We start from the raw sequence: 21,318 nt of genomic DNA, 5'->3' as shown, positions 1-21,318 counted from the left end.
CGCGAAGGCGTCGTGTCAGTCAACTTCAATGCTGTTTGAGGTACCGCTTTCGCGAGCAAGCCCGCTCCCACACTCGACTGAGTTGATCCCTGTGAATCATTTCTTCTTCAGGCAATCACTCATGAACGCCTTGCGCTCATCACCCTTGAGGGCTTTGGTGGCGGCGTCGGCGTTGCAGGTTTTCATTTTCTCTTGCTGTGGGGTCAAGGCCTTATCGGCATCGTTTGTCGCCGGAGTAGCCTTCAGGCAGGTGCTCATGAAGGCTTTGCGCTCGTCGCCCTTGAGACTTTTAGCCGTAGCGTCGGCATTGCAGGTAGTCATCTTTTCCTGTTGGGCTGTGGCAGCAAAGCCTTGGGAACAGAGCAGCAAACCGATCATCAACAAAGGGACACGCATCATCTTCATGGAGTTTTCTCCTGGTCGCCACACCAAGGGGCGCGGCCTTGTACTGGAGTGTAGACAACCCCTGTTACACCTTCCTGTTCTCCAGATGGCTGCGCCGATACTGCTCCGGCGTACACCCGGCCTGGCGCTGGAACATCGCGATAAACGCCGAGCCGGTGCTGTAGCCCATGTCGAAGGCAATCTCTTGAATGCTGCGCGGGCTATCCAGCGCTTCGATCGCCGCCAGAAAACGCAGGCGCTGGCGCCACTCACCGAAACTCATGCCCAGTTCCCGCACGAACTGCCGCGCCAGGGTGCGCTCACTGACATGGATGCGTGCAGCCCATTCCGACAGGGGCCGGTTATCCCCAGGCTCGGCCTGCAACGCTTCGAGAATCCCGAGCAATCCGGGGCTGCTGGCATAGGGCAGGTAGCACTCGTGCACCGGCGCCCGTTGCAACTGGTCCACCAATACATGGGCCAGACGCTGATCGGCGGCCTGTTCGGGGATTTTCACGTCCCGGGCGGCGAAGTCCTTGAGGATTGCCTTGAGAATGTCGCTGATGGCCAGGGTGCAGGCTCGCGGCGGCAGATCAGCGCAGACCTTGGGTGCCAGGCACACCGCGCGGTAGTTGACCGGTTGGTGGCTGTAGAAACTGTGCTCGATCTGCGGCGGCACCCACACCGCGTATTGCGGCGGCGACATGAAGCGGCTGCCCTCAACGTCCATGTGCAGCACGCCGTGGGCGGCGTATTCCAGCGTCCCCCAGGGATGTCGATGGGGCGCGGCATATTCGTGGGCGTCGAAATCGGCGTAGCGGAAGTACACCGCCGACGGCAGTTCGCTGAAATCCAGCAGGTCGATGTGTTTACTGCTCATGCTGTCCGTCATCAGGGGCCGGTTGTCTGGATCGAAGTATAGGCTTGCATCCAGACAAGCGGATAATTGCCCTTCATTAACGTTCTGGTTTTTCCCGATGCAATACGCTTATCCCCTGCTGGCCATTTTTATCTGGGCCGGCAATACCGTGATCACCAAAATGTCGGCCGGGGCGATTTACCCTGCCGAGATCGGTTTCTACCGCTGGCTGCTGGCCGGATTGCTGTTCACGCCCTTCATGCTCAAACCGGTGCTCGCCCATTGGCCGCTGATCCGCCCGAAACTGGGCAAGATCTTTGTCCTCGGTGTACTGGGCATGGCCGTTTATCAAAGCCTGGCGTACTTCGCCGCGAGCCTGACCTCGGCCACCAACATGGGCATCATCCTGTCGCTGATGCCTCTGATGTCGCTCGCCATGGCGATCATCAGCCTCGGCCAGCGCCTGACCATGGGTGCCTTGGCCGGTGCGGTGCTGTCATTCGCCGGTGTCCTGGTGGTGGTGTCGTCCGGCAGCCTTGGCGCATTGCTCGAACACGGGGTCAACCTGGGCGACGCGATGATGCTGATCGCCACCCTGGCCTACGCGGTCTACAGCACCCTGTTGAAAAAATGGCAACTGAAACTGCCGCCGCTGGTGCTCCTGTATCTGCAGGTGCTGGTGGCCGTGGTGGTGCTGTTTCCGTTGTTCCTCGCCTCACCGAAAGTCGGCCCGACCCTGCAGAACATTCCACTGGTGCTGTACGCCTGCCTGTTGGCTTCGATGGTCGCGCCGCTGGCGTGGATGCAGGCCGTGGTGCGTTTGGGGCCGAGCCGGACCACGCAGTTTTTCAATTTGCTGCCGTTGATTACCGCATTGATTGCGGCGGTGGTGCTGCATGAGCAACTGGCGCTGTATCACCTGGTGGGCGGGGTGCTGACGTTGGGTGGGGTGATTGTTTCCGAGCGCTGGACGACGGTGTTGGGTCGCAAGGTCAGTGTTGCCTGATCTGACGCCTTCGCGAGCAAGCCCGCTCCCACATTTGGAATGCATTCACCTGTGGGAGCGGGCTTGCTCGCGAAGAACGATAACGCGGTCTAGACGCCTGCCGCCGCCAACCGCGCCGCATGCTCGACAAACAACCGGATCGGCTCGGCCCCCTTGCCCACCAGCCCCAGCGACTGGTTGACGATATCGAAGTGATCCAGCGGATATTCGTCACCAATCACCGTGCCCAGGTGCGAGCTGTAGCGCCCGACCAAACCATCGCAATGCCCGGCTTCGCGGACGAAGGCTTTAGCGAACAGCCGACAGCTGCGGTTGGTACCGTCCAGCAGATTGCGCCCTCGATCCGTTTTGCCCGGTTGCAAGGTGCCGGACCAGGAGTAATAGCGCACGCCATTGACCTCCTCCGGCCCGTGACCACCCCAGGTTTCAGGCAAGCCCTGTGGATAACGCTGGTTGAACAGCGCCACACCAGCGCTGGTGAGGGAGTGATGGGACGCATGGATATCCACCGGCAACTTCGGCCCGCGGTATCCGGTATCCAGCCACCCCATCAGCACCCCGACCATCCGCAGCAAAAAGCTCAGCAGACGACCACGTACGCTGTCATGGGGATAATGCTCGTGCAGGTAATCGGCGAGTTCCGAGCCGTGGTTCGGCCCCGCCACCGAGGTCACCGATGCCACCAGGTCCGGGCGTTTGGCCGCTGCATAACGGGCGGTCAGCGAACCCTGGCTATGGCCGATCAGGTTGACCCTGGCGGCCCCGGTTTCCCGCAGGATTTCGTCGATACGCACCAGCAATTGCTCGCCGCGCACTTCGTTCGAATTGAGCGGCGAGACCTGCACGGCAAACACCACCGCACCACCCCGGCGCAACGCCTCGACGATCCCGTACCAGTACGGATAAAGCACCAAACGGATGAATCCGAGCATTCCCGGGACCAACACCAGCGGGTAGCGCGGGGCAGAACCTTGCGACATGGGCGGACATCCTTGTGGTCGGGCGGTGACGCAAGGCGGGATGCAAGACATCCGCCAAGCATCACCAGCGAAGATGACAACTCGACGACAAGTCTATGTCATCCGCCCTACTTCAACCCCGCCACACCTGCCACGATCAGCCCGACCGAGACCAGCTTGATCACGGTCAGGCTTTCACCCAGCAGCGCGAAACCGAGAAACACCGTGCCCAGCGAGCCGATGGCGGTCCAGATCGGGTACGCGATGCTCACCGGCAACTCGCGCATGGCCAGGGTCAGGAAGTAGATCCCGCCCACAGCGGCCACCACGGTGACCAGCGAAGGCCAGAGCCGGGTGAAGCCCTCGGCGTACTTCATGCCCATGGCGAAGGTGACTTCGAACCCGGCGGCGACCAGCAGAAACAGCCAGGCCACCTAGAACTCCCCGGCCAGCGCCAACAAGCGCTGCTCAGCCTCGGCGGCAGAGATATCAAAGCTGCGCTCGGCAGATTCTTCGCCCTCGGCAGCCACCACGGTGACGTCCGTGATACCGATGAATCCGAGCACCGTGCGCAGTAGCGTATCGGCATGGTTCATGGCTTCCAGCTCGCCTCCCGGGCCAAAACCGAAGCCGCCACGGCTGGTGATGATCAGGGCTTTTTTGCCCTGCACCAAGGGTTGGTACTGGGCCACGCCATTGTCCAGGGTGTGATCGAAGGTCAACCCTACTCGCACGATCTGATCGATCCAGGCCTTGAGGCCGCTGGGTACGCTGAAGTTGTGCATCGGCGTGGAAATCAGCAACACATCATGGCCAAGCAGTTCGCCGACCAGTTCGTCGCTGAGCGCCAGGTCGGCCTGCATCGACAGTGGCCGAGCGTCGGGCTCGGGGTAAAACGCGGCGGCCACGAATGCCTCGTTGACCGGCGGAATCAGCGCCCGACCGACTTCGCGCCGGGTCAACTGTGAGTGTGGATGACGGGCCTGCCAGGCCGACAGAAACACTTCGGCCAAGCGGCGCGAGTGCGAGCGATCACCACGGGGACTGGCATGAACAGCAAGAATTCTACTCATCTGAATCTCCTCAAGGACTAAACTAAAACCACTTGTGGCTTGCAGCTTGAAGCTCACAGCTGCTCTCATTCAAATGAGTAGAAATCAGTCTGGATGAATCTATTTCATCCATGGAGTGTTCAATGTTTGCCTCGTTGCCCTTGACCGCCCTGCGGGCCTTTGAATCCGCCTCACGCCTGTTGAGCTTCAAGGCTGCCGCCGAAGAACTGTCTGTCACCCCGACGGCGGTGTCCCACCAGATCCGCTCCCTGGAAAGTTGGCTTGGCGTGCCATTGTTCGAGCGCCTGCCACGCCGGGTGCGCCTGACCGAATGCGGCGAACGGCTGTTCCAGAGCCTGCACGGGGCTTTTCTGGACGTCGCGCAAAGCGTCGATACCCTGCGCCCGCAACGCAGCGGCGCCAACCTGACGGTCTCCACCACCGCTGCCTTCGCCGCGCTGTGGCTGGTGCCACGGCTGGGACGCTTCTACGCCCGCCACCCGAACATCAACGTGCGCCTCGATACCCACTGCGAAGTCATCGATCTGCATCAGGACGCCAGTGTCGATCTGGTGCTGCGCTACAGCCTCGACGATTACCCCAACCTGTACGGGTTGTGCCTGTTCGACGAATCCTTCGGCGTCTACGGTTCGCCCGAACAAGTGACCCTGGCGTCGAGTCGCACCCCCACCCTGATCAGCGTGCGTTGGCACAACTCCAAACTCTATGCCCACGGCTGGGAGGCCTGGTGCGCGCAATCCGGCGAAACCTGGCTGAGCGACCGGCCAGCGGTGCGCGAATACGACGAAGAGCATTACGCCCTGCAAGCGGCAATTGCCGGGCAAGGTCTGGTGTTGGCAAGCAATATCCTGGTGTCGGAAAGCGTGGCCAGTGGTCTGTTGTTGCCGTACCGGGGGGAAATCCAGGTCGATGGCGCCGGCTACAGCGCACTGTGCGTGCCGGGACGCGAACGTCATCCACCGGTTCGGGCGTTTTTTGCATGGCTGCGTGAAGAGGCGTTGGTGTCGGGACATGCTGTGGCATAAGCAACTAAATGTAGTGCCTGCAAAACCGCCATCGCGAGCAAGCTCGCTCCCACAATGATCTGTAAACGCAGGACCAATGTGGGAGCGAGCCTGCTCCGGGCGGCGCTCCGACGATGGGGCCCGTATAGACGCCCGATTACTTGGCTGACTTGACGGTGACAGGCGCCTTGCCCGCTTTCATCTGTTCCAGCAACGGCGCGCACTGGTTCGTCTCGCCGCCGCTTGGCGCCACCAGCGCCAGCAACCCTGCCGCCGGTGCGGCGATCACGCCCAGCGCCACCATCCCGGCTCCGCGCAACATCAACGGCACGGCCTTGACCCCGGCATCGGGCTTGATGAACTTGCCGCGCACATACAGCGGCGAGCGCAATGAAATCAGGCGCCAGCCCTTGGATTCCGGGGTGATGGTCAGGTCCAGTTGCTCGGTCGCCATGTTCGCCGTGCCATCGATGTAAACAATGGCGTTCTCGGTGTCGAACACAAACAGGCGGGTACTCGCCAGGCCGGACTGGATGCCGAAGTCGGCGGCGGCGCAGTTGATCTTCACTTCCTTGTCGCCAAAGATCTTGCCAACCACGTAGTTGCCGACGTTCAGGCCTGCCAGTTCCATCAATTCGCGACTGATGGCGCCATCGTTGATCAGCATTTTCAGATTGCCATTGGCGCTGCCCAGCAGTTTGGCCACCGAATTGCCGCGCCCGCTGATATCAGCATCGCCATTGAGTTCGCCGAAACTGGTTTTCATCGGTTCAAAGCCGGGGAACAACTGCTTGAGCTTGAAGCCTCGCGCAGTGAGTCTGGCATGGCCCTCCAGTGGATCGGTGTGGCCGTTCAGGCGAATCTGCGCATCCAGCTTGCCGCCGGCCACGCCGAAACGCAGCGGCTCGAGGCTGAGCACGCCATCGGTGAGCACCAGATGGGTATAGAGGTCGTTGAACGGCAGTTTTTCGCTGTGCACGATGCGCTTGCCGGTGAACTCGACATCGGCGTCCATATCGCGCCAGCGATCGGTCTTGAACTCTTCGACCGGCAGCACTTTGTCCGCCGGTTGTTTGCTGTCACCGCCCCGGGCCTTCTGTTCGGCGTTGGAGTCGGCACCAATCAGCGGTGCCAGGTCAGCGAACAGCAATTGATTGGACAACAGCGAGCCGCTGAGTTTTGGCCGTGGCTGGCTGGCCACGTAAGTCAGATTGCCGTGGATGTCGCTTTCGCCGATCTTGCCGTTGAACTCTTCATAGCGGAACACCGCGCCATCCGCCTCGTGCAACTTCGCGACCAGGTGGCCGTCGGTGGCATAGGGTGGCGTGTCCGGCAGGATCACGCCGGTCAGCGGGTAGAGATTGCCCAGGCTGGTGCCGGCCAATTTCAGGCGCAGGTCCAAGGCGCCGAGATTCAGCGGATCGGTCAGGGTGCCGGCCAGTTCAACGCTTGTATCGGCAATTTTCACCTGTGCCTGGAGCGGAAACGGCCGTGCCGCATCCTGCAGCGCCAACAGCCCGCCAATCTTGCCCTGGCCCGCGAGTTTCTGGCCTTGGTACTGGCCGTTGACCTTGAGCGCGAACGCATAATCCTGGGGGGAAGAGCCCTTTTCCTGCGCGGCTTTCGCCGCTTTGTCGCCGACGATATCGCTGAAAGGAACCGGTTTGCCCAATGGATCGATCAGCACGTCGAGTTGAGTCTTCAGGTTCTGGTCGTCGAGGGTGACGCGGCCCTTATCAAAGCCGATCGCGCCGATATCCACCACCCAGCTCGAAGGCTCGGCGTTCGGGTCCTTAGGATCGAATTTGAACTCCCAGTTGGCGCGCCCGTCAGCCAGGCGTTGCAGTTGGGCATTGGGCTCGGTGAGATCGATACGCGGGATCACCACCCGCTGCGCCAGCAATGCCAGGGGTGAAATACGCAGTTCCACCCGCTTGAGGGTGACCATCTGCGGTTGTTTCGACCAGTCGGGATTGCCCAGGCTCAAGTCTTCGGCCACCACGTGGGGCCACGGCAGCCAGGCGCGCCAGCCGCTTTCATCGGGCTCAGGCTGCCAGACCACCGACAGATTGCCGTTGATGGCGAAAGCGCGGTGCAGCTCTTCGGAAACTTTGGCGTTGAGCGGCGGTTTGATCCGGTTCCAGTCGAAGAACACGATGATCAGCACCAGCACCATCAACAAGGTAAGAAAAGTGGAAAGGGTCCAGACCAACGTTTTTTGAGTGCGCGTCATTGCACAGGGCTCCTGATACGACTGAGCGCCCCGACTGCGACGCACATGTGAAACGGTGAGCCGCAAGCGACCCGCCATGAAATCTACGACTGATAAAAAACCGGCAGGTTTAATCGATAGACCGATTTCGCCGAATCCGCCCAGTCCAATACTGACCAGCCAGTCTGCCGGCGTTACCGGACCTGCACTTTTGCACGTCAAAGGCGGGTCGAAAATACCCACTTCAGTGCAAGGTTGCTCGCCGGAAACGCCCGATCTAGAGCTTCCGCAGCAAACAATCAATTCCGTTGATTATTACCATTGCGTTTATGAACTTTCATATCGACTTATCGAGAGTAGCATTGCTCTCGTACCCACTTATTCGCACCCCCACGGAGCAAAACAATCATGAAACGCCAACTACTGCTTAGCCTTACACTCTCGATGCTGGCCAGTACTGCTTTTGCCCTGCCAGCGGCTGACCAGGCCACTCCACAAGTGAAACAGAACCACTCGGTGTTCAGCCAGACCATCGCCGCCGATGGCTCCGACCGTACCCCACAAGGCCAGACCCTTGCCGAAGGTGGTAATGATCGCCTGAAAGAAAAAGGCCTGATCACTCAGGATGGCTCGGACCGCACCCCACAAGGCCAGACCCTCGCCGCAGATGGTTCGGATCGTACTCCACAAGGCCAAACCCTGGCTGCTGATGGTTCCGACCGTACTCCACAAGGCCAGACCCTGGCTGCTGATGGTTCCGACCGTACTCCACAAGGCCAGACCCTTGCCGCCGACGGTTCGGATCGCACTCCACAAGGTCAAACCCTCGCTGAAGGCGGTGGTGACCGTGTAATCGAACGCAACAGCGACCTGAGCTAAGCCTCATGGCTGCCTTGAAAAAAAGCCCAATCACCGGATTGGGCTTTTGACTTTTCAGCGGTCCACTTGATAGATGCCGCACTTCCCCCGCTTGATCCCCCCACAGTCGTTCGACGCCGGCAAAGCCGATTTGCTAGAGTGCGCCGCGTCCCAGTCCAGAAAACGCCCTTGCGATGCTGCCCCGCGCCGAACAGAAACAACAAACCCGTAACGCCCTGATGGACGCTGCCCGGCGCCTGATGGATGGCGGCCGAGGATTCGGCAGCCTGAGCCTGCGCGAAGTCGCGAAAACCGCCGGGATCGTACCGACTGGTTTCTACCGCCATTTTGCCGACATGGATGAGTTGGGCCTGGTGCTGGTCAGCGAAGTCGGCCAGACATTCCGCGAAACCATTCGCCTGGTACGACACAACGAATTCGTGATGGGCGGCATCATCGATGCCTCGGTACGGATCTTTCTCGACGTGGTCAGCGCCAACCGTTCGCAGTTCCTGTTTCTCGCCCGCGAGCAATACGGCGGTTCGCTGCCGGTGCGCCAAGCCATCGGCCGTTTGCGTGAAGACATCAGCTCGGACCTGGCCGCGGATTTGTCACTGATGCCGAAACTGCAGCATCTGAACATCGCCAGCCTGAGCGTCATGGCGGACCTGATCGTCAAAAGCGTGTTCGCCACCCTGCCAGACATCATTGACCCACCAGCCGACGCCTTGCCTGAGCACCTGACGCCCCAGGCGAAAATCACCCAGCAACTGCGGTTTATCTTTATCGGCCTCAAGCATTGGCAAGGGCTTGGCAGCACCGAGTAACCTCCTGAGCAAGCCCATATCCCTGTGGGAGCGGCGGTGCGACGATTCGACTTGCTCGCGAAGGCGCCGGCACATTCAGCATTCATGTGACAGACACTCCGCTTTCGCGAGCAAGCCCGCTCCCACATTGAACCGCGCCGATTCAACTTGGTGCGCAAATCAAAAACAACGCACCAACTTCAACCAAAAAACTCACTCCATCGATACCAATCCCACGTCTCCTTCAGCCATTTCCTACGCATCATGTCGATTGGCAAGCCCCTTGCACTAGCCTGAGCATTGTCCATTGCTGGAAGCCTTCCGATGCTGGTGATTCATCGCAGAATCGACCCTCAACCCGTTTGGGCCGCCGAACTGCACCTGACGTTCGAAGCCCGCAGCAAAAGCCGTTTGCGCTGTTTCAGTGCCGAAGGCGAAGACGTCGGGTTGTTTTTGCAGCGCGGCCAGTCGCCGTTGCATGACGGCGAATGCCTGCAAGCCGAAGACGGGCGAATCGTCCGCGTTTGCGCCCGCCCCGAACAATTGCTGCACGTCACTTGCGCCAATGCTTTTGAACTGACCCGCGCGGCCTATCACCTGGGCAACCGCCATGTCGCCCTGCAAGTCGGCAACGGCTGGTTGCGCCTGCTCGACGATTACGTGCTCAAGGCCATGCTCGAACAACTCGGCGCCCATGCCGAGAACATCGAAGCACCGTTCCAGCCGGAACATGGCGCCTACGGCGGTGGCCATCACCACTCGCGCCACGGTGATGAAGACTTCAACTACGCGCCGAAACTGCACCAGTTCGGCGTACGCACATGAACCCGGCCTGGGCGCTGTTGCGCCTGGCCAGTCCGCAATTGCCGATTGGCGGCTACAGCTACTCCCAAGGGCTGGAAATGGCTGTGGATAACGGTCGGGTTCACGACCCCGACAGCGCCCGGCGCTGGATCAGCGATCAGTTGCTTTTGAATCTGGCACGCTTCGAAGCGCCGCTGTTGCTCGCCCATTGCGTGGCCGCCAGCGAGGAAAACTGGGACGAATTGCTGCAGAGCTGCGATGAGCATCGCGCCAGTCGCGAAACCCGCGAACTGCATCAGGAGAGCCGGCAGATGGGCTACTCGTTGCAGCAATTGCTCAATGGCTTGCCGGAACTCGATGCGCCGGCCCGTGCCTTCCTCGAACAACGCAGCGAGCCACATCTGGCCCTGGGTTGGGCCTTGGCCGCGCGCGCCTGGCACATCAGCCCGCAGGACGCCCTGGCCGCGTGGCTCTGGAGCTGGTTGGAAAACCAGTTGGCAGTGCTGATGAAGACCCTGCCCCTCGGTCAGCAAGCTGCCCAACGCCTGACCAGCGAACTGCTGCCGCTGCTTCAACAAGCTCAACAGAACGCCACCCGAATCGATCCCGATCATTACGGCAGCGCCGCTTTCGGCCTGTCCCTGGCGTGTATGGCCCACGAGCGCCAGTACAGCCGTCTGTTCCGTTCCTAGGGCCTTTTATTTTGGAGAATCACATGAACGCACAACCCCTGCGCGTCGGCATCGGCGGCCCGGTCGGCTCCGGCAAAACCGCCCTGACCCTGGCCCTGTGCCTGGCCCTGCGCGAGCGCTACAACCTGGCCGTGGTGACCAACGACATCTACACCCGCGAAGACGCCGACTTTCTGGTGCGCAACGAAGCCCTGGCGCCGGAACGCATCATTGGCGTGGAAACCGGCGGCTGCCCGCACACGGCCATCCGCGAAGACGCCTCGATCAACCTTGAAGCCGTGGATCAACTCAATCGCCGTTTTCCGGGGCTGGACCTGATTCTCGTGGAGTCCGGTGGCGACAACCTCTCGGCGACCTTCAGCCCGGAACTGTCCGACCTGACGATCTACGTGATCGACGTCTCGGCCGGCGACAAGCTGCCGCGCAAGGGTGGGCCGGGGATCTGTAAATCCGACCTGTTGGTGATCAACAAGATCGACCTCGCGCCGCTGGTCGGTGCCTCGCTGGAGATGATGAACAGCGACACCCAGCGCATGCGCAACGGCAAGCCGTTCGTGTTCAGCAATCAGAAAACCGGCCTGGGTCTGGAAGAGATCATCGCCTTCATCGAACGCCAGGGTTTGCTGACCGCGGCCTGATCACGACTTATCAACAAGGAAGCTTATCCATGACACTCAAACGCATTCTCGGCGCCCTGGCCCTGCTGCTGGCCCCGACCCTCGCCTTCGCCCATCCGGGGCATGGCGACAACGGCTTGATCGCCGGTATCAGCCATCCGCTTGGCGGCCTCGATCACTTGCTGGCGATGCTGGCGGTCGGTTTGTGGGCGGCACAGCAGCAAGGCGCTGCGCGTTGGGCGCTGCCGTGCGCCTTTGTCGGCACCATGTTGATTGGCGGGCTGTTGGGCTTTGAAGGATTGAACCTGCCTGCACTGGAGAGCGCGATTGCCGCTTCCGTGTTGGCCTTGGGGCTGGCGGTTGCCTTGGCAGTGCGTCCACCGTTGATGATGGCGGTGGGTGCGACGGCGTTGTTTGCGCTGTTCCATGGTGTCGCACATGGGCTGGAACTGCCGGACATGTCGAGTCCCTGGACCTACGCCACAGGCTTTGTCGCAGCGACGGCGGTGTTGCACGCGGCGGGTTATGCGCTGGTGCGGGTGTTGCCGCAAGCGGCAGCGCCGCTGGTGCGACTGGCGGGCGCGGCTTCGGCGGCGACCGGAGTGTGGTTACTGGCGGGTTGATTCTCTAGCGCCTGAATTGGCCTCTTCGCGGGCAAGCCCGCTCCCACAGGTTTTTGTAGTGTGGTTACGATCGCATGTACACCGCGGGTTCCTGTGGGAGCGGGCTTGCTCGCGAAGGCGACCTGACAGACACCGCATCGCTCAGGCCGACCTCTCTGCTAACATGTCGCGCAATCGCCCCTGCCGTGACGACGCCAGCCAATGCCGCCTGTTTCCCGCTCCGCCTCCCAGCCTGAACTGACCGCCCTGTTTGCCTCGGTGCAACAGCACTTCCTGAACGTCATCGTGCCGCTCTGGCAAGGGCCGGGCTGGAACGCCGACATGGCGTTGCCCTATGAGGCGCTGGATGCCGGACACCAACCGCTGCCACCGCAACGCTACCGGGCCATGGCCTGTGCGCGGCAGTTGTATCTGTTTGCCAGCCTGATCGGTCAGGTGCCGGGCGCCGAAGAGCGTGCCGCCGCGTTGTTCCGCTCCTTGCAGCGGCACTTCCACGATGCCGAGCACGGCGGCTGGTTCTACAGCGTCGATGCGCAAGGTGCGCCGCTGGATCAGCGCAAGGACCTCTACACCCACGCCTTCATCCTGTTCGCCTGCGCCCATTACTGGAACAAGGTCCGCGAGCCGCTGGTGGAGTCGGTGCTCAATGCCTCGCTGGAAGTGATTGCCCAGCGTTTCGCCACGGACGACGGTCTGTACGAAGCCACGCTCGAGCGCGACTGGGCATCGCTGGACAGCGGCCCTTTGCAAAATCCGCTGATGCACCTGGCCGAAGCATTCCTTGCCACCCTGTCGGTGCGTGAAGACCTCGACGTGCAACAGGCGCTCGTCGAGTTATGCACAGCCATGCACGCGCGCTTTATCGATCCGCAGCACGGCGTGTTGATGGAAAAGCCGCTGGGATCTGTGGATAACTGGTTTGAACCGGGGCACCAGTTCGAGTGGTATTTCCTGCTGGAATCCTCGGCGCTGTTGCGCGATTCGACGCTGCATGCCGATCTGGAGCGGGCCTTCGCCTTTACCGAGCAAGTGGGCGTCGATCAGCAGACTGGCGCCGTGCGGGCAATGCTCGACTTCGCAGCGGATCACGGCGTCCGGGACGCCACGCAGCGTATCTGGGCCCAGGCCGAGTACCTGCGCGCATTGACGCTGCGGCGGGACAGCGAGGCCGTCGTGCTGCGCCAATTGCAGGCGTTGCAGCAACGCTCGCTACACGAGGGAGGTTGGTTTGAGTGCCGTGACGAGCACGGTGAAGTCAGCCGGCGCGACATGCCGTCGACCACGCCTTATCACCTGGCAACCTGTTATCGCGGGTTGGCGCAATATCTCGCCACAAGGTGAACTCCAATCACTCAGTCCACTTGCGATCCCCGGTAAAGCTGATGGTCAGCCATCGCGCTGCATCCGGCTTACCGAGCTTCGCGGAAATCTCCTCGCGCAAACTGTCCAGTTGCCCCACACCGTCCAGCCAGTAATCCTTCGGCAATACGATGTGAATCTCGATAAAACAGGCCCTGCCGTGTTTCTGCACGTAGGAAACGTAATCGTCGAAACCATGCTCGACCTTCGCCACCTCCATCACCTGACGCACCTTGTCGTCCAATTGATCCGGAACGATCCCCAATACATCGCGCAGTGCCGGGCTGAGGATTTTGAACGCCGGGGGCAGCATGCCCAAGGCCAGCAGGATCAGGATCATCGGGTCGACATACACCGCCCACTTGTCGTAACCCTGAGTCTTGAGCAGCAGCGCGATCAGGAAACTCACCAGCAGCCCCGCCGACAGCATCGCGTCCACCAGCCAACTGATGTTGTCGAACTGGATCAGCGATGACTTGAGTGTGCGATTGCGATGGCGGACGTAGAAGAAGTAAATGAGCTCAACGACGGTGAACACCGCCGCGTAGAGGATCACCAGCCCGAGCTCGACCTCGCGGCCTCCATTGATGATGCCGAACACGCCGTTGAGAAACGCATAAACGGCCACCAGAAATATGAAACAGCCTTCGATCACCAGCACCATGGGCTCCAGGTGCCAGGAGCCGAACTGGAAGCGCTGGTTGCTTTCCTTGGCGATCAGCCTGGCGGTGATCAGCATCAGGACCTTGATGAAGGCCGCGATTAACGAAAAGAAGCCATCGAACAGGATGGATTGGGCGCCCGAAACAAAACCGGTGATGATCCCGGCGAATGTCACGGCGAGCATCAGGAAGGTCGATTGTTTGAGCAGCGACTGCTCGCCTCGATTACTCACTTGATCTCCTCTAAAACCTCTAGACCGCCGGGTGTGGCGGAGTTATTGGGTGAGGAGTCTAGCTGATGTCTTGCACTGCCAGTTCCGACCCCTTCGCGAGCAAGCCCGCTCCCACAGTGGGTCAAGGTGCACACAAGTTGTGTGGACGACACAAAATTCTGTGGGAGCGGGCTTGCCCGCGAATGGCCGTTACGCGGTCTTAAGACTTACGCTCGATAGCAAACCCGGCCCAGGTCTGGCTGACCGGCATCAGCTCCAGGCTGTTGATATTGATATGCGCCGGCGCATTGAGCACCCAGAAGATGGTCTCGGCGATGTCCTGCGGCTGAATCGGCTCGGCGCCGGCGTAAGTGGCGTTGTAGCGCTCCTGGTCACCGGCAAAACGCACCAGCGAGAACTCGCTCTCGCACAGGCCCGGCTCGATGTTGCTGACCCGTACGCCCGTGCCTTGCAGGTCGCAGCGCAGGTTCACGGAGAACTGTTTGACGAACGCCTTGGTCGCGCCATACACGTGGCTGCCCGGGTACGGGTAGTTGCCGGCGATGGACCCCAGGTTGACGATACCGGCACCACGACCGTGGGCGATCAGGCGCGGCAACAGCAGACGGGTGCTGTACATCAGGCCCTTGACGTTGGTATCGACCATGGTGTCCCAGTCGTCCAGGTCGCACTTGGGCGCCGGATCAACCCCCAGGGCCAGCCCGGCGTTGTTGATCAACCCGCGCAGTTTGGCAAAGGATGGCGGCAGATTGGCAATCGCCTCCTCCATGGCCTTGCGATCACGCACATCGAGCACCAGGCCATGGACTTCGGTCTGCTTCGACAGCTCGGCGCACAACGCATTGAGGCGCTCCTCACGACGGCCAGTCAGCACCAGTTTCCAGCCGGCCTCGGCGAAACGACGGGCGCAGGCTTCACCAAAACCGGAGGTCGCGCCGGTAATAAACAGGGTGTTGGACATCGTGTTCTCCTTGCTTCGGCTGATCGCCAGCCATTGGAATAGAAAATCAGCAGGCAGCATGCCCGGCCTTGTTCACAGCGGCAACCACCGTTCAAACTGTTCAAAAAACGCTCAATCCCGGCAAGCCCTTGACCAGCGTGGCCTACAGCCATGTGCGCGCACGTTATCCACAGGCCGGTCCACAGTCTCTGGGGGCAAGTGGAAAAGCTGCAAGCCGCTATCCACAAGGCTTTGCGCGGGGTTTTGAAACTTTTTTGCTTGACCCTCAACCGCCTGCCGTGTAGCCCTTGGCCATTTTCATGACTGACGGGTCAAACCGACGATGGCGCCAAGCCAGTAACCACGGCCTTCAGCCGAGTCTTTCCAGAGTTTAATCACAGACTTATCCACAGGCTTGTCCACGCCGATTTCACGCACTTGCGCCCCGAACAAAAAGGTTGACAAAGCGACCTGCAAGCTGCGCAAAAACACCTGATCAAAAAACAACCACACCTCTGCAAGCCACGGTTTAAAAGGCCTCCAGTCAGCTACTCCCACGTTATTCACAGCCGGTTCCACAGCAAACGGGGACAAGTCAAAACCGTGACAAAACAACTATTTGCAGCGGCTTTATGTCGCGCTTTGCGAGCTTGGGAATATTGTTTTCCACAATTTCTTTAAAGCGCATCGAGCCCCCCCTGTGGGAGCGGGCTTGCTCGCGAAAGCGGTGGATCTGTCCTGATGATGTTGAATTTGACGCCGCATTCGCGAGCAAGCCCGCTCCCACAGGGGATTTGCGGTGGATTGGAGATGTAAAAAAGCCCCGACGATTGCGCGCCGGGGCTTGTGCATAACAAAGCAGACTCAGTGCCCGCCGAGATAGGCGTTACGCACATCCTCGTTGACCAACAACTCCTTGCCGGTGCCGGTCATGCGGATTTCACCGTTGACCATCACATACGCCCGGTCCGACAACCGCAGGGCGTGGTTGGCGTTCTGCTCCACCAGGAAGATGGTCATGCCGGTCTTGGCCAGTTCACGCAGAGTGGCAAAGATCTGCTTCACCACGATCGGCGCCAGGCCCAGGCTCGGTTCATCGAGCAGCAACAACTTGGGCCGGCTCATCAGGGCCCGGGCGATGGCGAGCATTTGCTGCTCGCCGCCGGACATGGTCATCGCCCGTTGGGTACGCCGCTCTTCGAGCCGCGGGAACAGCTCGAACATGCGCTGCATGTCCTCCTTGGCGTACTTGTCACCGATAGGGATGGTGCCCATCAGCAGGTTCTCCTCGACGGTCATGTCGGGGAACACCCGCCGCCCTTCCGGCGATTGCGCGATGCCGTTGGAGGCGATGTAGTGGGACGACTTGTGGGTAATGTCCACGCCCTGATAAAGGATCTGCCCGTCCGCCGCCCTTGGCTGGCCGAAAATCGACATCAGCAGGGTCGACTTGCCGGCACCGTTGGAGCCGATCAGGCTGACGGTTTCCCCTTCGTTAATGTGCAGCGAGACGCCTTTAAGGGCCTGGATCGGGCCGTAAAACACGTCCAGATCCTTGAGTTCGAGGATGGGTTTACTCATACCACCTCCTCTTCTTCGGCGCCCAGATACGCGGCAATCACTTTCGGGTCGTTGCGGATGTCGTCGGGACCACCCTCGGCGATGACGATGCCGTGGTCCAGCACCACGATGTGGTCGGAGATACTCATAACCATGCCCATGTCGTGTTCGATCAGCACCACGGTCAGATCGTGCTCGTCGCGCAGCAGCCGGATCATCGCGCTCAGCGCTTCGGTTTCCTGAGGGTTGAGGCCGGCGGCCGGTTCGTCGAGGCAGATGATCTGCGGACGGGTGCACATGGCGCGGGCGATTTCCAGGCGGCGCTGCTGGCCGTAGGACAGTTCACCGGCCAGGCGGTTGGCGCAGTCCACCAGGTCCACCACTTCCAGCCAGTAGAACGCGTGGTCCAGTGCATCGCTCTCGGCCTTGCGATAGCCCTTGGTATTGAGGATGCCGGCAAGCATGCTGCGGTTGACCCACATGTGCTGGGCCACCAGCAGGTTTTCCAGCACCGACATTTCCTTGAACAGGCGAATGTTCTGGAAGGTCCGCGCCAGGCCTGCACGATTCACCAGGTGGGTGCCGCCGAACGCCTTGTAGAACAGCCGACTGGCGAAGGATTTCGGCGAAACGAAATCCGTTGGCTTGAACGACTCACCCAGCAACTTGATGACGTTGGTCTGTTGCCCACGGATGTTGAGTTCGATCTTGCCGCCGGAGGCTTTGTAGAACCCGGTCAGGCAGTTGAACACCGTGGTTTTGCCGGCGCCGTTAGGACCGATCAGGGCGAAGATCGAGTTGCGGTGCACTTTCAGGCTGACATCGCTCAACGCCTTGATGCCGCCGAAGTGCATCATCAGCTTTTCTACACTGAGTACGACTTCGCTCATGGCGCTACTCCTTTACGCGGGGTCACACCGGTACGGCTGATCCGAATCAGGCCGCGCGGGCGCCAGATCATCATCAACACCATCAGGATGCCGAACAGCAGCACGCGGTATTCGGCGAAGCCACGCAGCAGTTCCGGGGCGACGGTCAGCACGAAGGCTGCAATTACGACGCCTATGGTCGAACCCATGCCCCCCAGTACCACGATGGCGAGGATCAGCGCCGATTCGAAGAAGGTGAACGAGGTCGGGTTGACGAAGCCCTGGTAGGTGGCGAAAAACACCCCGGCCAGACCGGCCGTCGAGGCACCGATGGTGAACGCCGAGAGCTTGACCAGTACGTGGTTCAAGCCCATGGAGCGGCAGGCGATTTCGTCTTCGCGCAGGGCTTCCCAGGCGCGGCCGACCGGCATGCGGGTCAGGCGATGCTTGATGTGCAGCACGGCCAGGACCACCAGGAACAACACGACGTAGATGAAGTAGTACTTCACGTCAGGGTTGTAGGCGATGCCGAAGAATTCATGGAACGGCACTCCGCCCTCTTTCGCCCTTTTTCCGAACTCGATGCCGAAGAAGGTTGGCAACGGCGCTGCCATGCCGTTCGGGCCGCCAGTCAGCGACAACCAGTTGTTGAGGATCAGACGGATGATTTCACCGAAACCCAGGGTCACGATCGCCAGGTAGTCGCCATGCAGGCGCAACACCGGGAAGCCGAGGATGCAACCGGCAAGGCCGGCGGTAATCGCCGCCAGCGGCAACACCGTCCAGAAGCCCAGCCCAAGGTATTGATAACCGAGCGCCAGGCCGTAGGCACCGATGGCGTAGAACGCCACGTAACCGAGGTCGAGCAGGCCGGCCAGGCCGACCACGATGTTCAGCCCCAGCCCCAGCAGCACGTAGATCAGCCCGAGAATGACCACGCCCAGCAGGTAGGAGTTGGAGAAAAACGGCAGCACCACGGCGATGACGATCATCAGCGGGATGATCCAGCGCAGCCGCGACTTGTAGTCCGGTGCCAGTACATGCACCCCGGAGCCTGTCGTTTCAAAGCCTTCGAGGATTCTCAGGCCCTTGGATGTCTGCAGGAACATGCTCAGGGCAAAGCGTCCGGCCATGACGATCGCCACGATCCACGCCACCCGGGTGGTTTCCAGGTTGAAGCCATAGCCATCGAGAACGACGCCGACAATCGGCCCGAACACGATCAGGGCAATGAGGCCGGCAAGAATCGCGTCAACCAGACTTTTTTTGATATCAATGGTTTTTTTAGTGGTTGAAGACATCGCTTACACCTTCGACACAAGAGGACGGCCGAGCAGGCCTTGAGGCCGAAAGACCAGAACGAGGACCAGCAACGAGAAGCTGAAAACGTCTTTGTAGTCCGAGTTCACCAGACCGGAAAACAGCGACTCGGAAATCCCGAGAATGATTCCGCCGAGCATCGCGCCGGGCAGTGAGCCAATCCCGCCAAGTACCGCGGCGGTGAACGCCTTGATCCCGATGATGAAGCCGGCATAGAAGTCGAATGTGCCGTAGTTCATGGTGATCAGCACGCCGGCCAGGGCCGCCATCGCAGCACCGATGATGAATACGTAGGAAATCACCCGATCGGTGTTGATCCCCAGGATCGAAGCCATCTTGCGGTCTTGCTGGGTTGCACGGCACATGCGGCCGAGCTTGGTGTACTTGATGATGTAGGTCAGCGCAGCCATCCCGACGAACGCGGCGACCAGAATGAAGACCTTGGTGTAGGTCAACTGAACGAAACCGGTACCGATATCAACGCGCCAGGCACCCGAGAGCAAAGTCGGAACACCTTGTTGCTTCGCGCCCTGGGAGATCTGTGCGTAGTTTTGCAGGATCAGGGAGATGCCGATCGCACTGATCAACGGTGCGAGTCGGGTGGAGTTGCGCAGGGGCTTGTAGGCGACGCGCTCGATGACCCAGCCATACACCGCCGTGACGACGATGGTGAAGATCAGTGTGCCAAGCATCAGCAGCGGGAAGGATTCGATACCGAAGTAAGCCAGCAGAGCCAGACTGATTGCCGCGAGGTAAGCGGAAATCATGTAAACCTCGCCGTGGGCGAAGTTGATCATGCCGATGATGCCATAGACCATTGTGTAGCCGATGGCGATCAGGCCATAGACCGACCCGAGGGTCAGGCCGTTGACCAGTTGCTGCAGGAAAATACCATCCATAACGCAATCTCACGCAATGAGAACCTGCACATGTGGCTGCGCGGTTCTTCTAAGGAAAATACAGATATACGTCGGAGCAATGTCAGACACGATCAGGCAGGCCACCACGGCCCCTGTGGGAGCTGGCTTGCCTGCGATAGCGGTTGAACATTCAACAAAGTTGTCGCCTGCCAGTCCGTCATCGCGAGCAACCTCGCTCCCACAGGGGGCCCGTGGGGTTCACCCGATTGAGTCAGCCCTTACTTCTGTTTTTCCAGCTGGTGGTACTTGCCATCCTTGTCCCACTGGTAAACCACGTAGTCGGAGATTTTCAGGTCGCCCTTGCTGTCCCAGGTCTTCTCGCCCATGACGGTCTTGACCGGGTTCTTCTTCAGCCATGCAGCCGCTTCTTCGCCCTTGTTGGACTTGGCGCCGTTGAAGGCTGCTGCCAGGGTCTGGACCGAAGCGTAGGCGTACAGGGTGTAGCCTTCAGGCTCGGTACCGGCCTTGCGGAAGGCGTCTACCACGGTCTTGCTGTCTGGCAGCATGCGTGGGTCGGCACCGAAGGTCATCAGCACGCCGTCAACGAATTGCGGACCGCCAGCGGTGGTCACCAGTTCGTCGGTCACGATGCCGTCATCGGACATGAACTTGACGTCTTTCAGGCCTTGTTCACGCAGTTGACGCACCAGAGGACCGGCTTCCGGGTGCAGACCACCAAAGTAGACGACGTCAGCGCCGGCGCCGCGGATCTTGGTGACGATGGTGCTGAAGTCTTTCTCGCCACGGGTCAGGCCTTCATACAGCACAGGCGTTACGCCGCGCTTGACCAGTTGAGCCTTGGTGGCATCCGCCAGGCCCTGGCCGTAGGTGTCCTTGTCGTGCAGCACGACAACCTTCTTGCCCTTGAGCACGTCGACGATGTAGTCGCCGGCCACGATGCCTTGCTGGTCGTCACGCCCGCACATACGGAACATGGCGCTCAGGCCACGCTCGGTCACAGCCGGGTTGGTGGAGCCTGGAGTGATTGCAATGATGCCTGCTTCGTCGTAGATCTCGGAGGCCGGGATGGTCGACGAGGAGCAGAAGTGACCGACCACGCCGGCGACTTTCTGGTTGGTCAGGTCTTTGGCGACCGTCACAGCCTGTTTCGGTTCGCAGGCGTCATCGCCCTTGACCAGTACGATTTTCTCCCCGTTAACCCCGCCCGCCGCGTTGACCGCATCGGCCGCTGCCTGTGCACCCTTCATGTACTGCTCGCCAAATGCCGCGTTGGCGCCCGTCATTGGTCCCGCTACGCCGATCTTGATGTCAGCCTGAGCAAACGCAGAAACACCCAGCGCAGTTGCCACTGCGAGGGCCAGAAAGCCTTTCTTGTAAAACGTCTGGGACATGAGGTGGTGCTCCATGGTTTTTTTTAATTGGCACTGCGACTTCACTGAATGCTCTGAGCAAGGGCCGTGCCATCGGTTTTTTATTCTGAAAAAAGTCGCTGCTGTCTTGTTATTTCGACTGTTTCGGTCCCATTTTCATTGGGCGTGCAACCGTCTAAACCGCGGAAGGTGAAACCATTATTTTTTTGAGGCGCAACCCGCCTGCG

General features: G+C 60.4%; 23 protein-coding genes. 9 read left to right on the top strand and 14 right to left on the bottom strand.

Going from position 1 to position 21,318, the window contains the following annotated elements; translation table 11 throughout:
• Positions 1–96: 96 nt before the first annotated feature.
• Together AC3IT6_RS02745 and AC3IT6_RS02740 are read right to left on the bottom strand one after the other, a co-directional pair.
• Positions 97–405 (bottom strand): PsiF family protein, encoded by a 309-nt coding sequence (locus tag AC3IT6_RS02745; protein WP_489354209.1) that lies wholly within the window; start codon positions 403–405, stop codon positions 97–99.
• A gap of 64 nt (positions 406–469) precedes the next feature.
• On the bottom strand, positions 470–1,264 hold the full coding sequence (locus AC3IT6_RS02740) for an AraC family transcriptional regulator (protein WP_489354208.1): 795 nt from the start codon (positions 1,262–1,264) through the stop codon (positions 470–472).
• A 97-nt stretch (positions 1,265–1,361) separates the two neighbouring features.
• On the opposite strand from AC3IT6_RS02740, the gene AC3IT6_RS02735 reads away from it, so the two are divergent.
• Positions 1,362–2,249, top strand: a complete 888-nt coding sequence (locus AC3IT6_RS02735; RefSeq protein ID WP_489354207.1) for a DMT family transporter — start codon at positions 1,362–1,364, stop codon at positions 2,247–2,249.
• A gap of 89 nt (positions 2,250–2,338) precedes the next feature.
• Here the strand turns inward: AC3IT6_RS02735 and AC3IT6_RS02730 are convergent, their stop codons facing one another.
• The 3 genes from AC3IT6_RS02730 to AC3IT6_RS02720 form a co-directional block, all read right to left on the bottom strand.
• Positions 2,339–3,229, bottom strand: a complete 891-nt coding sequence (locus tag AC3IT6_RS02730; protein WP_489354206.1) for a lipase family alpha/beta hydrolase — start codon at positions 3,227–3,229, stop codon at positions 2,339–2,341.
• Between the two features lie 107 nt (positions 3,230–3,336).
• Positions 3,337–3,642 carry a DMT family transporter gene (locus AC3IT6_RS02725; RefSeq protein WP_353741994.1) on the bottom strand — a complete coding sequence of 102 codons (306 nt, stop codon included), beginning with the start codon at positions 3,640–3,642 and terminating at the stop codon, positions 3,337–3,339.
• Positions 3,643–4,281 (bottom strand): FMN-dependent NADH-azoreductase, encoded by a 639-nt coding sequence (locus tag AC3IT6_RS02720; protein ID WP_489354205.1) that lies wholly within the window; start codon positions 4,279–4,281, stop codon positions 3,643–3,645.
• 110 nt (positions 4,282–4,391) lie between these two features.
• On the opposite strand from AC3IT6_RS02720, the gene AC3IT6_RS02715 reads away from it, so the two are divergent.
• Positions 4,392–5,306 (top strand): LysR substrate-binding domain-containing protein, encoded by a 915-nt coding sequence (locus AC3IT6_RS02715; RefSeq protein WP_489354204.1) that lies wholly within the window; start codon positions 4,392–4,394, stop codon positions 5,304–5,306.
• A 136-nt stretch (positions 5,307–5,442) separates the two neighbouring features.
• Here the strand turns inward: AC3IT6_RS02715 and AC3IT6_RS02710 are convergent, their stop codons facing one another.
• Positions 5,443–7,518: an AsmA family protein gene (locus AC3IT6_RS02710; RefSeq protein WP_489354203.1), complete on the bottom strand. Its 2,076-nt coding sequence runs from the start codon at positions 7,516–7,518 to the stop codon at positions 5,443–5,445.
• 387 nt (positions 7,519–7,905) lie between these two features.
• Between AC3IT6_RS02710 and AC3IT6_RS02705 the strand changes: the two genes are divergently transcribed.
• From AC3IT6_RS02705 to AC3IT6_RS02675, 7 genes are all read left to right on the top strand, one after another.
• Complete coding sequence (locus tag AC3IT6_RS02705; protein WP_489354202.1) at positions 7,906–8,376, top strand: hypothetical protein; 471 nt, start codon at positions 7,906–7,908, stop codon at positions 8,374–8,376.
• Positions 8,377–8,549: 173 nt separating this feature from the next.
• On the top strand, positions 8,550–9,182 hold the full coding sequence (locus AC3IT6_RS02700; RefSeq protein ID WP_223447649.1) for a TetR family transcriptional regulator: 633 nt from the start codon (positions 8,550–8,552) through the stop codon (positions 9,180–9,182).
• A gap of 303 nt (positions 9,183–9,485) precedes the next feature.
• Complete coding sequence (gene ureE / locus AC3IT6_RS02695; RefSeq protein ID WP_489354201.1) at positions 9,486–9,986, top strand: urease accessory protein UreE; 501 nt, start codon at positions 9,486–9,488, stop codon at positions 9,984–9,986.
• Positions 9,983–10,657, top strand: coding sequence for an urease accessory protein UreF (locus AC3IT6_RS02690; RefSeq protein ID WP_489354200.1), 675 nt, complete (start codon positions 9,983–9,985; stop codon positions 10,655–10,657). The genes ureE and AC3IT6_RS02690 overlap by 4 nt, the downstream gene beginning before the upstream one ends.
• A 23-nt stretch (positions 10,658–10,680) precedes the next feature.
• Positions 10,681–11,295 (top strand): urease accessory protein UreG, encoded by a 615-nt coding sequence (gene ureG / locus AC3IT6_RS02685; RefSeq protein ID WP_090452850.1) that lies wholly within the window; start codon positions 10,681–10,683, stop codon positions 11,293–11,295.
• Positions 11,296–11,324: 29 nt separating this feature from the next.
• Positions 11,325–11,897 carry a HupE/UreJ family protein gene (locus AC3IT6_RS02680; RefSeq protein ID WP_489354199.1) on the top strand — a complete coding sequence of 191 codons (573 nt, stop codon included), beginning with the start codon at positions 11,325–11,327 and terminating at the stop codon, positions 11,895–11,897.
• Positions 11,898–12,098: 201 nt separating this feature from the next.
• Complete coding sequence (locus tag AC3IT6_RS02675) at positions 12,099–13,238, top strand: AGE family epimerase/isomerase (protein WP_489354198.1); 1,140 nt, start codon at positions 12,099–12,101, stop codon at positions 13,236–13,238.
• Between the two features lie 7 nt (positions 13,239–13,245).
• Here the strand turns inward: AC3IT6_RS02675 and AC3IT6_RS02670 are convergent, their stop codons facing one another.
• The 8 genes from AC3IT6_RS02670 to AC3IT6_RS02635 form a co-directional block, all read right to left on the bottom strand.
• Positions 13,246–14,151, bottom strand: coding sequence for a cation diffusion facilitator family transporter (locus AC3IT6_RS02670; protein ID WP_489354197.1), 906 nt, complete (start codon positions 14,149–14,151; stop codon positions 13,246–13,248).
• 199 nt (positions 14,152–14,350) lie between these two features.
• The gene (locus AC3IT6_RS02665; protein WP_056725413.1) at positions 14,351–15,112 is read right to left on the bottom strand and encodes an SDR family oxidoreductase; all 762 of its coding nucleotides are present in this window, start codon (positions 15,110–15,112) and stop codon (positions 14,351–14,353) included.
• A 297-nt stretch (positions 15,113–15,409) separates the two neighbouring features.
• Entirely contained in the window at positions 15,410–15,658 is a 249-nt protein-coding gene (locus AC3IT6_RS02660; protein ID WP_489354196.1) for a hypothetical protein, read from the bottom strand.
• 297 nt (positions 15,659–15,955) lie between these two features.
• On the bottom strand, positions 15,956–16,672 hold the full coding sequence (locus tag AC3IT6_RS02655; RefSeq protein WP_007979701.1) for an ABC transporter ATP-binding protein: 717 nt from the start codon (positions 16,670–16,672) through the stop codon (positions 15,956–15,958).
• On the bottom strand, positions 16,669–17,541 hold the full coding sequence (locus AC3IT6_RS02650; RefSeq protein WP_095945441.1) for an ABC transporter ATP-binding protein: 873 nt from the start codon (positions 17,539–17,541) through the stop codon (positions 16,669–16,671). Before AC3IT6_RS02650 ends, AC3IT6_RS02655 begins: the two co-directional genes overlap by 4 nt.
• A complete protein-coding gene (livM, locus tag AC3IT6_RS02645) occupies positions 17,538–18,821 on the bottom strand; it encodes a high-affinity branched-chain amino acid ABC transporter permease LivM (RefSeq protein ID WP_458370582.1) in 1,284 nt (427 codons plus the stop codon). Before livM ends, AC3IT6_RS02650 begins: the two co-directional genes overlap by 4 nt.
• Positions 18,822–18,824: 3 nt before the next feature.
• A complete protein-coding gene (locus AC3IT6_RS02640) occupies positions 18,825–19,739 on the bottom strand; it encodes an ABC transporter permease subunit (protein ID WP_008048116.1) in 915 nt (304 codons plus the stop codon).
• A 239-nt stretch (positions 19,740–19,978) separates the two neighbouring features.
• Entirely contained in the window at positions 19,979–21,112 is a 1,134-nt protein-coding gene (locus AC3IT6_RS02635; protein WP_053153757.1) for an ABC transporter substrate-binding protein, read from the bottom strand.
• Positions 21,113–21,318 lie beyond the last annotated feature (206 nt).

The sequence above is a fragment of the Pseudomonas sp. KH_017 genome (assembly GCF_057840285.1).
Note: the sequence above shows the minus strand (reverse complement) of the source record. Positions and strands in the feature narration are given on the sequence as shown.